Consider the following 12,012-nt stretch of genomic DNA (forward strand, 5'->3'; position numbering starts at 1 on the left):
TATGATTTACGAAAAATGATTCCCTCCACTTCCAAGTTAAAGGAAGAAATTATTGATGTCATTCCAGGTGACGACCAAGATAAGGAGAAAAAGCAGTGCAAATCCCAAGAAGTGAATCATTCCTTCTTTCTGCGGGTCCACGGGTTTCCCGCGGATTGCTTCGTATCCTATAAATAACAGTCTTCCGCCATCAAGAGCCGGAAGCGGCAGAAGATTGACAATGCCGAGGTTCACGCTGAGCATTGCCGCGAACTGAATAAGAACGACCATCCCCATGGACGCTGCTTCGCCTGTGTAGTTATAGATACCAACAGGGCCTGAAACAAAGTCCAGGGAGAAATCCCCCGTAAATATCATACTGAGCGTATCAACGATCACCGTTGTCACCTGGATGACCTGATCTCCGCCGTACTGCACAGCTCCCAATACAGCGTGGTCGACAGGAGCACGAACTCCGACCATGCCGACTTCCTCTCCTGTAGCTTCAATCGTACGCGAGTAGGTTTCTACCGAGGCTGACAACTGCTCGCCGCTGCGGGTGAATTCAACGTTGATTTCCTCATTGGGATGCTCCTGGATAACTGAGGTCATTTCCTGCCAGCTATCCACCGGCTGACCGGCTATCGAGGTGATTTCATCCCCCTGCTGCATACCGGCTTCTTTCGCGGGGCTGTCAGCATTAAGTTCGCCAAACGCTGCTTGGTCCTGCGGCACTCCGTTGATCATGCCAAGAAGTATAAACACGACAAACGCAAGAATGAAATTCATGAAGGGCCCGGCGAATATAGCCAGGGCTTTGCGCAGCGGTGATTTGGAACGGAATTGTCGGTTCAGCGGCGCAATCTGTTCCGGCTGTTCGTCTACGATCAAATCACACTTCTCGTCAACGTGAAACGTCTGCAGTCCTTCTTCTTCATCAGCATAGGCTTCAATAAAAAGACGCTCTTCCAGGTCAATCCGTTCTACAGAAACCACTTTTGCTTCAGGATGCTTTGATTTATTGTTCACAATAATCTGCTGCACTCTGCCGTCTCCCTGGAAAACAAGACCTATTTCATACCCCGGTTTAATCTGGACCTCTTCCGGGTCTTCTCCTGCCATACGGACAAAACCGCCGAGGGGCAGAAGACGTACGGTATATACGGTTTCATTCCGCTTGGTCGTAAATATTTTCGGGCCGAACCCAATGGCGAATTCGCGGCATAAAATCCCTGCTTTTTTGGCAACGTAAAGATGACCCCATTCATGGACAGCGACCAGAACCCCGAACATAATGACGACAGCTATAAAAGTATCCACGTTTTTCCCACCTTCACTTTATTCGAGAGCGCACGTACGCCCTTGTCTCTTCATCTGTTTCCAGTATGGCCGCAAGATCCGGATTGTCCATTTTTTGGTGACGCTCGAGCGCCTCTTCTATTCTGTCTTCAATCGAAAGAAATGTTATGTCTCCCTGCAGAAATGCGGCAACGGCTTCTTCATTGGCAGCGTTTAACACCGCCGGCGTCGTGCCGCCTTCCCGGCCGGCATCATAGGCAAACTGGAGACACCTGTACCGCTGGAAGTCCGGTTTCGAAAAATGCAGCGCTCCTGTTTCCCATAAGTTTAACCTTTTTGTATCGTCTAATTCAAGCCTTTCGGGGTGGGAAAGAGCATATTGAATCGGCACTCTCATATCCGGAGAACCGAGCTGGGCGATCACACTTTTATCCCGGTATTCCACAAGGGAATGAATAATGCTTTCCTTATGAAGAACAACATCGAGCGCATCATAGGGCATATTAAACAGCCAGTGGGCTTCAATGACCTCAAACCCTTTATTCATCATCGTTGCGGAGTCTATCGTAATTTTGGCCCCCATGTTCCAGTTCGGGTGCTGGAGCGCGTCCTCTACTGTAACGCCGCGGAGCTGTTCTCTTGTTTTATCCCGGAAACTCCCGCCGGAAGCGGTCAGAATAATTCTGTCCACTTCTTTCAGTGAATTTCCTTCCAGGCTCTGCTGCACGGCAGAGTGTTCACTGTCCACCGGCAGCAGCTGCACCTCATGTCTGGCGGCCTTTTCCGTCACAATATGCCCTGCCGTAACCAGGGTTTCTTTATTGGCAATCCCGATATCCATGCCTGCCTCTATTGCCTGCAGCGTCGGTTCAAGTCCCATACTTCCAACGACGGCGTTCATAAGAAGGTCTCCGCCACCCGGGACTGCGGCTGCAATCAGGCCTTCCTTCCCGTAGTGGACGGTCGTATTTCCATCTACTCTGGCCCGGATATACTCCGCGTCTTCTTTTCGTTCCACTGCAGCAGTAAGCGGTTTGAACTCTTCAATCTGTTCCATCAACGTATTTACATTTCTGCCGGCGGCAAGAGAAAGAATCCGGAATGATTCCGGATGTTTCCGGACGATATCAAGCGTCTGCCGGCCGATCGAGCCGGTGGATCCAATGAGTGCTATATTTTTCATATTTCCTCCTCGTTACGCTGAAATGATCATCAGCTTCTTGAATTATCCGAAAAACTGTAAGAAATGAAGCACAGGAAGTACAAAAATCAGACTGTCAAAACGGTCCAGAATCCCGCCGTGTCCCGGAAGCACCTTCCCGGAATCTTTCACAGCGTAATGACGTTTCAGCGCTGATTCGACAAGGTCACCGAGCTGTCCGGATACAGCCGTAACAATAATAAACAGGGTCAATACATACCACGAATCAAAAACCGGGAAAAAGTGGTGAAAAGCGGCTCCTGTTACACCGGCTGTCACAATGCCCCCCAGAAACCCTTCTATCGTTTTCTTGGGGCTGATTTCCGGCCAAAGCTTGTACCTTCCCCACTGCTTTCCGACAAAAAAAGCACCGGTGTCCGTTGCCCAAATGATAAATAAAACGAGAAATACCAATACGAGTCCGTTTTCCTCTATATTTCTCGTAATAAGAAGGTGATAGAATCCATAACCGACATAAACCGAAGACAAAATGACAAAACCGGCTTCATCAAAAGTAAAGGAATTTTTCGTAACAACCGTTAAAGCCAGTAGAAATATAATCATCATTAAAAAAAGTTCCACTTTGGGAATTCCGGACAGAAACGTCGGCTGCAGCCAGGTATCAGGCACCAGCAGAACCCACATGAAGACGTAACTGATACAGCCCATCATGGAAAATGTTTTGATGTGTTTCATCTTAAGAAGTTCATGCAGGGCAATGGAGGCAACCCCTGCAACAGCAAGGTTGAACACCCATCCTCCAAGAACGGTGATGATCAGAAAGACAAGCGCTCCTACAATCCCTGTAATCAATCGCTGCTTCATGTCAGGTCCTCCAATTAAACACCGCCGTAGCGGCGTTTGCGCTGCTGATAACGCTGCACGGCTTCTACTAAATCAGACCCTGTGAAATCCGGCCACAATACATCGGTAAACCAGAACTCACTGTAAGCGAGCTGCCACAGCATAAAATTACTGAGACGGATTTCTCCGCTCGTTCTGATTAAAAGATCAGGATCCGGGATATCTTTGGTCAACAATCTCCCGGACAGCATTTCCTCTGTTATATCGTCCGGCTGCAAAGTGCCGTTACGTATTTCTTCACCAAAATCCCGCACTACTTCGACGAGTTCCTGGCGGCCGCCGTAGTTCAGCGCGAAGTTGAGTATCAGCCCGGTGTTTCCGGCTGTCTCCTGCACTGCTTTTTCAACAGCCCGGCGGGTATGCTGAGGGAGCACGGAGGGATCTCCGATCGTCTTCACCTGCACATTGTTTTTCTTTAAACGGGGCAGTTCTTTATGAAGAAAACGTTCCGGCAGCTTCATAAGAAATTCAACTTCTGTTTTCGGACGTTTCCAGTTTTCTGTGGAAAAAGCATACAGCGTTAAATAATCAACGCCTATTTCACCCGATTTTTCAACGACTTCTGTTATCGTTTTCAGTCCTTCCCGGTGACCGGCTGAACGTGGCAGCCCTCTGCTCTTGGCCCACCGGCCGTTTCCATCCATGATAATGGCGATATGAGAAGGAATATTGTCCTGATCAGGAAGATTAGGATGACTTTCAGAACTCTTTTCCTTACGGGAGAAAAATTGATCCATTATCAGGACACCAGCCTTTATTAATGTTGACGTTTCTATGTATAATTGTATTCTTTTTCATACACGCTGTATACCTGAAAACGCTTCAGGCATTAAACAAACGGTGAAAAAAAACCCTCTGATGGAAAGAGGGTTGTCGTCATGCTTTCATTATAACGTGGACGGCATTAAACTTCCATAATTTCCTGCTCTTTATTCTCCGCTGCCTTATCAATAGAGCCGATATGCTTATCCGTCAGTTTCTGCACTTCATCCTGCAGTTTGCGCAGGTCGTCTTCGGGTATATCGCCCTGTTTTTCCTGCTTTTTGAATTCGTCATTGACGTCACGACGGATATTGCGGACAGCAACCCGGGCCTCTTCGGCATATTTGTTAACGAGCTTTTTCAATTCTTTACGGCGCTCATCGGTTAAGGCAGGGACGTTGATGCGGATGACATTACCGTCATTACTTGGGGAAAGACCCAGATCCGCTTTTTGAATCGCTTTATCGATACTACCGATTGATGATTTATCAAAAGGGGTAACGACCAAAAGCCGTCCTTCCGGAACAGAAATTGTCGCCAGCTGATTCAACGGCGTATCCATGCCGTAGTAATTTACCATCACTTTATCAAGCATCGATGGATTGGCACGGCCGGCACGCAGCGTAGCAATCTCTTTATGAAGAGAATCCACAGATTTCTGCATTCTTTCATCGGTTTCTTTTAATTTCTCATTGGACATTATTCTTTCCCCCTGATGACAGTTCCGATATCTTCACCGAGAACCGCTTTTTTAATATTTCCTTCTTCCATAATCGAAAACACTAGCAGTGGAATATCATTGTCCATACACAGCGTGGAAGCGGTCGAGTCCATCACATTCAGGCTGCTGTTCAATAGATCCAGGTACGTGAGCTCATGATATTTTTTCGCGTTGACATCGTAGGAAGGGTCGGCATCGTATACGCCGTCTACTCTGTTCTTTGCCATTAAAATAACTTCCGCTTCTATTTCGGCTGCCCGCAGCGCTGCCGTTGTATCCGTGGAGAAATACGGATTCCCTGTGCCGCCTGCAAAGATGACGACCCGCTTTTTTTCCAGATGGCGGATGGCTTTGCGGCGTATATAAGGCTCTGCCACCTGTCTCATTTCAATGGATGTCTGCACTCGTGTTTCCACTTCATTGTCTTCGAGACTGTCCTGCAGAGCCAGGGAGTTCATAACAGTGGCAAGCATCCCCATATAGTCTGCTGTTGCCCTGTCCATTCCTTCGGCACTGCCGGCCAGGCCCCGCCATATATTGCCCCCGCCTACGACGACAGCAACTTCTGCCCCCAATTCTACAATCTCTTTGATCTGGGTGGCAATGGATTGTATCACATTCGGGTCGATTCCATAGCCCTGCTCTCCTGCAAGAGCCTCCCCGCTCAGTTTTAAAATAACTCTGTTATATTGATCCACTTTATCCCCCGTTTCCCTATGTAGTCATGCAGATCGGTGCTGAAAAACACCATAAAGAAGGGGCTGAGCGCTCTTTCCCACGGATGAACGCTCCACCCCTGCCATTCAGGAGAAAAAGGCACACAGTACACTGCCTTTCAGCCTCCTGTTCTGCTGTTTTATTTTTTCGCCTGGGACATGACTTCTTCGGCGAAATTGTCTTCTTTCTTTTCGATGCCTTCTCCGACTTCATAACGTATAAACGTTTTGACAGTAACGCCTTGGTCATTCAGGAACTGTTCCACTTTTTGTTCCGTGTCTTTTACATATTCCTGATCAAGCAGGCAGATCTGTTCAAAGTATTTGTTAAGACGCCCTTCCACCATTTTTTCCACGATGTTTTCCGGCTTTCCTTCGTTCAGCGCCTGCTGTTTGAGAACTTCGCGCTCCTGTTCTATTTCCTCAGAAGATACTTCGTCTCTGGAAACATACGAAGGATTCACGGCAGCAACGTGCATGGAGAGGTCTTTGGCAATCGTGTGATCCGTCGTACCTTCAGCCAGTAAAAGCACACCGATGCTTCCTCCCATGTGAAGGTATTCGCCAAACACTGCATTATCGTCTTTATGAATAACCTGAAAGCGGCGGAGGGAGATTTTTTCTCCAATCTTTGCGATCTGATCATTGATGTACCCTTCAAGTGTTGTTCCTTCTTCCACTTCCGACGAAAGAGCGCTCTCTACATCAGACGGTTCGTTTTCAAGAAGGAAGTCAGCTGTCGATTTAACCATGTTCTGGAAATTTTCATTTTTCGCAACAAAGTCCGTTTCCGCATTGATTTCTACAATAACGGCCTTGTTCCCGCTGCTTGTTACGTATGTCAATCCTTCAGCCGCAACGCGGTCTGCTTTTTTCTGTGCTTTGGAGATGCCCTTCTCGCGAAGGTAGTTTACTGCCTCTTCCATGCTGCCATCTGTTTCACTCAGGGCTTTTTTGCAATCCATCATCCCTGCACCTGTCTGTTCACGAAGTTCTTTTACCATGCCGGCTGTAATCGCCATGCGTTATTCCTCCTTTATTTCTATCCACATTGCTTTTATATCAGACCGCCGGTCAAGAAAAAGGGTGAAAAAAGGGCTCTCCCCTTTTATCACCCTTTGCGGCAGCCAAAAACACGTACCGTTTAAACACGCGTGTTTCTGAAAATCAGGAAAGGCTTTCTTCCCCACTTTGTTCTGTTTCTTTTTCTGCTTCCGGCTCGTTCTGCGCTTCAGCAGCCTGTGCCGGCTCTTCTTTGGTCTGTGCCGGTTCTTCCGCAGCGCCCTGAGTCGCTTCAATGACCGCGTCGGCCATCTTGGAAGTCAGAAGACGCACCGCACGGATCGCGTCATCATTACCGGGGATTACTTTATGAATCTCATCCGGGTCACAGTTGGTATCAACGATCGAGATAATCGGAATGTCCAGTTTGTGTGCTTCCGCAACGGCAATACGTTCTTTACGAGGATCAATAATAAAGAGAGCATCCGGGAGGCCGTTCATTTCCTTAATGCCTCCGATGAACTTCTCAAGACGATCCATCTCCTTACGAAGAAGCATTACTTCTTTTTTCGGAAGTACATCAAATGTACCGTCTTCTTCCATTCTCTCGATGTCTTTCAGGCGGGCAATACGTGTTCTGATCGTCGCAAAGTTGGTGAGCGTGCCGCCAAGCCAGCGCTGGTTGATATAATGCATACCGGAACGCTTCGCTTCGTCACGCACAGAATCCTGCGCCTGTTTCTTTGTACCGACGAAAAGGATAGTGCCGCCGTCTGCTGCGATGTCGCGGACGTAATTATACGCTTCTTCCACCTTTTTCACCGTCTTCTGCAGATCGATGATGTAGATGCCGTTTCTTTCTGTAAAGATGTAACGGTTCATTTTCGGGTTCCAACGGCGTGTCTGATGACCGAAGTGCACCCCTGCTTCAAGCAGTTGTTTCATGGATATAACTGCCATTCTTAAATCCTCCTTATGGTTTTTCCTCCGCCTGCTTCGTTTCCAGACAGGACCCGGTCTTGCGGGCACCTCCTTCTGAATCAGCGAGGCGTGTGTAGTAACACCGTGAATAAATATATCATACGGCCCGCAGGGAAGCAAGAATAGAACGATGATTTATTGGTAAAATTTCAGAAACAGATCCACTTCCCCTTTGCCGATCCCAAGCTCTTTGGCAATCTCGTCTCTCGTGTAACCACGGGCAGAAAGAGAAAGGACTTTTGCCTGATTTGACGTTTCCATCTGGTCTTCACCAGGTGCCGGCGGCGGAGAAAAACGGTGTTCTGCTTCGTGATTTTCCGCTTTTTTAACAGCTTCTTCCACCCCTTTCTGCGGGACATGAAGGGGTGCGGAATCTTTTTCCACAGGAGCCGGTGCTTCGTGTGCTGCCGCTGATTCGGCGTTTTGATCAGCGGAGGAATGCAGAGAATCTTTCAACTCCTGATTTTCCTGTTTGATTTCTTCTGTATACTGCCGCAGTATCTCTTCCAGATCTTCACGCATGCCGTGCAGCTGACGCCGTTCATCTTTTACATTCTGTATGTGCGAGTAAAAACGCACCAATACAAAAAAAGTGAGAGCATGGAGCGCCAAACTGAACACAAGTACTACAAGGGTCATGTTTTCCATCCTAACCTGTGATGTCGATTAATCTTCCCTTAAAGGGGTGATTCAGCCTGTTCTTTCCTTCTTCCATTCCAGCCGCGTGGGACAGACGCTCTTCTCTAACCGGAAAGCGTTCCCCGTCCCCGCTCTGCAGGCGGCTTTGTTCCGACTCCGCTGAGCCGGGCGCCTGTGTGCGTAGTTTTTCCTGTTCTTTTTCCCCCTCAGCTGCCATCCGGTCCTGGGCAGCCTGCCCCCGCTGCTGAAGCTGCTCTTGAAGTTTTCCTGCATCCTGGGTTCTCGGGAGGGCAACCTGAAGTTCCACTGCTTTCCAGCTCATGGCTTCCGCCTCCTTTTACCAAATCATCACCCATCACGTGACGTTCAGTGTAATTTCCCCTTCCTCCATAGAAACAACGGCCCGGTCATGTGATTTGTTCATCACTCTCCGGTATTTGCCGAAATGGACGTCTACATTGGAGTGAAGGGTTTTTGCCACTCTTATTATACCACTTTCAGGGTTCGGGGAAACATAGGCCGGTTCCTCCAACTCTTCAGCCGCGTTTCGAGCTTTGTCTTTAGCCGCCTCGAGCGTGTTTCTGGCCCGGAGTTTCATGACACGTTCCTTCGAAGAAAGAGAGGCACCGTTTTCTTCCTTACTTTGTATCGTTTTCAAAAGATCGGAGACTTTCGTGCTTTCTTCTTTCGCTTCATACAATGCCTGCTCAAGCTGCCTTCTGCGTTCAACAAATCCATGGGTGGCACCAATATAAAAAGAAGTAGGTGTGTTCATGGCATTGCCCGCTTCGTTCACGTTGATTTCATGAACGGCCGAAATGATGCCGCCTATGACGAGTCCTCTGCCCTGATTACATATCAGACTGCCGCCGGCTGTGCACCGGCTGTGCATAACCGTCTGTTTGACAACAATATCTGCGCCTGCGCTGACATCGGCTTCATTCAAATAGGTCGCATGAACGCTGTGACCCGCGTCGATACTTCCTTTGTTCCGGGCGTTGACGCCGGCGTTGATAAATATCGAACCGGAAGCCTGCAGTACGGCAGCTTCGACAGTGCCAAGCACCCGGATGTCCCCTTGCGCTTTCAGTTCAAAGCCGGAAGGAACATTCCCGCGGACCATAATATTGCCGGTGAAATCAATATTGCCGGTTTTCAGATCGAGATCGCCTTTCACCTCGTATAAGGGATTGACATGAATGGTCTTTTTCCGGACACTCACCTGGCCGGCCTGTACAGCATAAATGTCGTTTCCTTCCACCCTCGTGTTTTTTCCGGCCCGAAGCGCAAAATCCTTCCCGGTTTTTGCCTTCAAATCGCTTCCATCCACCCCGATTCCGTCCGACCCGGGCTCTGCTTCCACTTTTCTGCCGGTATATGCTCCAGCTTCCACCATTGCTATATGGATGACATTTTTCAGATCCATTTCCGCCGGATCTTCCTCTTCTCTTTCTTCTTTGTCAAAACGTGCGGGTTCAATATAAGCGGAAGTTCCGTTTGCAGGAGGCGTGCCGCGTGCAACCTCCAGCGGATATACTACAGAAAGAGGGTCGCTGCCTAACCGTTCGATGTTTTTTTCCAGTATTCCATATGTAATTCCTTCTTCCTCCAGGAAAGTCATCCATTCCTCCGTGCTCCAGGAAGCATCTTCCGGAGGCGAAAGCGCATCTACGACAGCAGATAATTTATTTTCTGCTGTCGTCAACTGAAAATAATCACGAACTCTGTAAGTTTCCATACCCATCCGCCTTTTGTCTGAAAATTTCCTTTTTAGCCGTCCGGCTCTTTTGGATATTGTTCTTTGTATAACAGGACAGTCCTACATCCTTCATCCTGTAATTGTTCTGATTATATCAAAGATTATCTTTTTTAAGAAGAGCCTGTTTCAGCCGGAACAATGCTTTTGAATGAATCTGCGAGATTCTGGAGGTGGAAAGCCCCATAACTTCCCCAATATCGGTCAATGTCAACTCCTCCTGATAAAAAAGACCAACAACCGTTTTCTCTTTTTCCGACAGCTGCTCCATGACTTCCGCCAGTTCCGACACAGAAACAGATTGGACGAGAATATCTTCCGGAGACGGGGATGATGTATCTTCAATGGAAGCTCTATATGTTTCCTCCCTTTCTCCTTCTGGTGTTTCTTCATCAATCGAGAGCATATTCGCAAAAAACGTCTCTGTCACGACTTTACGCACCTCTTCGCCGTTCATATCGAGAACGTGGCCGACTTCGTCTTCGGAAACGTATCTTCCGTGTCTTTGCTCGAGCTCCTCCATCGTTTCTTCTATTCTCTTGGATTTGTCACGCAGAGATCTTGGCATCCAGTCTTCCTGCCGCAGGCCGTCGATGATGGCGCCCCGGATGCGGAAGGAGGCATACGTATCAAATTTCAGATTACGGGAGACATCGAATTTTTTCATGGCATCGTACAGCCCGCTCATTCCATGGCTCATCAATTCTTCTTTGGCTACATTCCGCGGAAGACCGGAACCTATACGCTGCACGTGATACTTCACAAGCGGCATATACGCTTCCACCAATTTGTCAGCCGCTGTCTCGTCTTCCTTGTAAAGCCACCTGTCCCACCACTCTTTGTGTTCTGATGATCCGGGATTCATCATGAATGCCCTCCTCTCTATGTTGATGAGTCCTGCTCTGATTTCTTTCATTTACTGCAGCGTTTGATTTTTTCTCTATTGTCATGTCTTAGATGATGGTTTTTCCCTGGCTCACCGTTCGGATGAACAGACTGCTGTCCATGATATTGAATTCAATCGTACGTCCTTTGCTTCCGCCTGTATCTTCACCCTTTACAGGGATGCCGTTGTGCTCAAGGAACATTTTTACTGCTTCACTGTTTCTGGGGCCGATTCTCATCATCTCACTGCCCTCGGAAAATGAAAACATCTGCGCACCGCCTGCCAGTTTCGCCTGAAGACGGTGGCATCTGCACCCCTTTTCCTGAAACCAGGCCAGCACGTCTTCCAGTGCCGTATCAGCAAATTTTGCTCTTTGCAGCGAACGGGTTCCTGCCATCGATGAATCCGGAAGCATAATATGAGCCATAGCGGCGATTTTTCGGCTTTCTTCGTAGATGACCACACCGACACAGGAACCAAGCCCGGACGTCCGCAGTTTTTCCGGCGCTTCGGCCGTTTTCCAGTCCGCCATTCCTACTTTTATCACTTGATCTTCTTTTAATTTCGTCATGACCATTCGACTCCGAGGGATTTAAATATTTTCTCAAACGCTTTTGGATCGGGAAGCAGAAAAAACTGGCCGGTGACGGCATCCGAATCGCTGCTCTCTGCCTCTTCCATCTCCGTGTCGATGACAATCGCATGATCTCCTTTGGTGGAAACCTCCAGCAGCCCTTCACTAATGACGGCGCCTGCCATGTCAACTGCCAGCGAAGGTACCGACGGCTGCATGGAGAGGCCGGTGAAGTCGGCCAGCGCGGAAAGATAGGCACCTGCCAGTATATTGCCGAGTTCTCTGAGTGCAGACGCTGCCAGCTCATCGAACGAATCATCAATAATATTTACCTTCCTGCCTGTCAATGTGTAAGCAAGCTCCTCGGCTTCTTCTTTCTGCAGGATAAAAAACATGCTTCCCGGGGCTTCTCCCGTTATCCGTAAAAAGGCAGCTGCCACCACTTCTTCTTCGCCGCCGGCTATGGCCTGCATCGCTTGAAAATCCACCATCCTTACAGAAGGAACATGGAGATCGATTTTTTTGTTGAGCAATTGGGATAATGCTGTTGCCGCATTGCCGGCCCCGATATTGCCGGCTTCCTGCAGAGCGTCCAGATGCACCGGCTGAATGTGATTAATATCTGTCATAAC

Annotated in this window: 14 protein-coding genes; all 14 read right to left on the reverse strand. The window is 48.5% G+C overall.

Annotated features, from left to right (window positions below; genetic code table 11):
* Positions 1–36: 36 nt before the first annotated feature.
* Positions 37–1,299, reverse strand: coding sequence for an RIP metalloprotease RseP (gene rseP, locus ACFSUB_RS04785; RefSeq protein WP_380712046.1), 1,263 nt, complete (start codon positions 1,297–1,299; stop codon positions 37–39).
* A 13-nt stretch (positions 1,300–1,312) separates the two neighbouring features.
* Positions 1,313–2,461, reverse strand: a complete 1,149-nt coding sequence (locus ACFSUB_RS04790) for a 1-deoxy-D-xylulose-5-phosphate reductoisomerase (protein ID WP_380712047.1) — start codon at positions 2,459–2,461, stop codon at positions 1,313–1,315.
* 42 nt (positions 2,462–2,503) lie between these two features.
* Entirely contained in the window at positions 2,504–3,304 is an 801-nt protein-coding gene (locus tag ACFSUB_RS04795) for a phosphatidate cytidylyltransferase (protein ID WP_380712049.1), read from the reverse strand.
* A gap of 14 nt (positions 3,305–3,318) precedes the next feature.
* Positions 3,319–4,080, reverse strand: coding sequence for an isoprenyl transferase (locus tag ACFSUB_RS04800; protein ID WP_380712051.1), 762 nt, complete (start codon positions 4,078–4,080; stop codon positions 3,319–3,321).
* Positions 4,081–4,247: 167 nt separating this feature from the next.
* The gene (gene frr / locus ACFSUB_RS04805; protein ID WP_380712052.1) at positions 4,248–4,805 is read right to left on the reverse strand and encodes a ribosome recycling factor; all 558 of its coding nucleotides are present in this window, start codon (positions 4,803–4,805) and stop codon (positions 4,248–4,250) included.
* A complete protein-coding gene (gene pyrH / locus ACFSUB_RS04810; protein WP_245736858.1) occupies positions 4,805–5,524 on the reverse strand; it encodes a UMP kinase in 720 nt (239 codons plus the stop codon). Before pyrH ends, frr begins: the two co-directional genes overlap by 1 nt.
* A gap of 158 nt (positions 5,525–5,682) precedes the next feature.
* Positions 5,683–6,564, reverse strand: a complete 882-nt coding sequence (gene tsf, locus ACFSUB_RS04815) for a translation elongation factor Ts (protein ID WP_380712053.1) — start codon at positions 6,562–6,564, stop codon at positions 5,683–5,685.
* Between the two features lie 145 nt (positions 6,565–6,709).
* Positions 6,710–7,504 (reverse strand): 30S ribosomal protein S2, encoded by a 795-nt coding sequence (gene rpsB / locus ACFSUB_RS04820; protein ID WP_380712054.1) that lies wholly within the window; start codon positions 7,502–7,504, stop codon positions 6,710–6,712.
* A 156-nt stretch (positions 7,505–7,660) separates the two neighbouring features.
* On the reverse strand, positions 7,661–8,164 hold the full coding sequence (locus tag ACFSUB_RS04825) for a DUF6115 domain-containing protein (protein WP_380712055.1): 504 nt from the start codon (positions 8,162–8,164) through the stop codon (positions 7,661–7,663).
* A 10-nt stretch (positions 8,165–8,174) separates the two neighbouring features.
* Positions 8,175–8,486 carry a hypothetical protein gene (locus ACFSUB_RS04830; RefSeq protein ID WP_380712056.1) on the reverse strand — a complete coding sequence of 104 codons (312 nt, stop codon included), beginning with the start codon at positions 8,484–8,486 and terminating at the stop codon, positions 8,175–8,177.
* Between the two features lie 33 nt (positions 8,487–8,519).
* Positions 8,520–9,902 carry a DUF342 domain-containing protein gene (locus ACFSUB_RS04835; protein ID WP_380712057.1) on the reverse strand — a complete coding sequence of 461 codons (1,383 nt, stop codon included), beginning with the start codon at positions 9,900–9,902 and terminating at the stop codon, positions 8,520–8,522.
* Positions 9,903–10,017: 115 nt separating this feature from the next.
* Complete coding sequence (locus ACFSUB_RS04840; protein ID WP_380712058.1) at positions 10,018–10,788, reverse strand: FliA/WhiG family RNA polymerase sigma factor; 771 nt, start codon at positions 10,786–10,788, stop codon at positions 10,018–10,020.
* Positions 10,789–10,873: 85 nt separating this feature from the next.
* A complete protein-coding gene (locus ACFSUB_RS04845) occupies positions 10,874–11,377 on the reverse strand; it encodes a chemotaxis protein CheD (protein ID WP_380712059.1) in 504 nt (167 codons plus the stop codon).
* The gene (locus ACFSUB_RS04850; protein WP_380712060.1) at positions 11,374–12,009 is read right to left on the reverse strand and encodes a chemotaxis protein CheC; all 636 of its coding nucleotides are present in this window, start codon (positions 12,007–12,009) and stop codon (positions 11,374–11,376) included. The genes ACFSUB_RS04845 and ACFSUB_RS04850 overlap by 4 nt, the downstream gene beginning before the upstream one ends.
* Between the last annotated feature and the right edge of the window lie 3 nt (positions 12,010–12,012).

It is taken from the genome of Salibacterium lacus, assembly GCF_042684865.1.
GTDB classification, from domain to species: domain Bacteria; phylum Bacillota; class Bacilli; order Bacillales; family Marinococcaceae; genus Salibacterium; species Salibacterium lacus.

What these genes read in the sequence shown, in the direction of transcription:
- ACFSUB_RS04790 (WP_380712047.1), bottom strand. Translation starts at nt 2,461, where the DNA reads ATGAAAAATATAGCACTCATTGGATCCACCGGCTCGATCGGCCGGCAG.
- ACFSUB_RS04795 (WP_380712049.1), bottom strand. Translation starts at nt 3,304, where the DNA reads ATGAAGCAGCGATTGATTACAGGGATTGTAGGAGCGCTTGTCTTTCTG.
- ACFSUB_RS04800 (WP_380712051.1), bottom strand. Translation starts at nt 4,080, where the DNA reads ATGGATCAATTTTTCTCCCGTAAGGAAAAGAGTTCTGAAAGTCATCCT.
- frr (WP_380712052.1), bottom strand. Translation starts at nt 4,805, where the DNA reads ATGTCCAATGAGAAATTAAAAGAAACCGATGAAAGAATGCAGAAATCT.
- tsf (WP_380712053.1), bottom strand. Translation starts at nt 6,564, where the DNA reads ATGGCGATTACAGCCGGCATGGTAAAAGAACTTCGTGAACAGACAGGT.
- rpsB (WP_380712054.1), bottom strand. Translation starts at nt 7,504, where the DNA reads ATGGCAGTTATATCCATGAAACAACTGCTTGAAGCAGGGGTGCACTTC.
- ACFSUB_RS04825 (WP_380712055.1), bottom strand. Translation starts at nt 8,164, where the DNA reads ATGACCCTTGTAGTACTTGTGTTCAGTTTGGCGCTCCATGCTCTCACT.
- ACFSUB_RS04830 (WP_380712056.1), bottom strand. Translation starts at nt 8,486, where the DNA reads ATGAGCTGGAAAGCAGTGGAACTTCAGGTTGCCCTCCCGAGAACCCAG.
- ACFSUB_RS04835 (WP_380712057.1), bottom strand. Translation starts at nt 9,902, where the DNA reads ATGGAAACTTACAGAGTTCGTGATTATTTTCAGTTGACGACAGCAGAA.
- ACFSUB_RS04840 (WP_380712058.1), bottom strand. Translation starts at nt 10,788, where the DNA reads ATGATGAATCCCGGATCATCAGAACACAAAGAGTGGTGGGACAGGTGG.
- ACFSUB_RS04845 (WP_380712059.1), bottom strand. Translation starts at nt 11,377, where the DNA reads ATGACGAAATTAAAAGAAGATCAAGTGATAAAAGTAGGAATGGCGGAC.
- ACFSUB_RS04850 (WP_380712060.1), bottom strand. Translation starts at nt 12,009, where the DNA reads ATGACAGATATTAATCACATTCAGCCGGTGCATCTGGACGCTCTGCAG.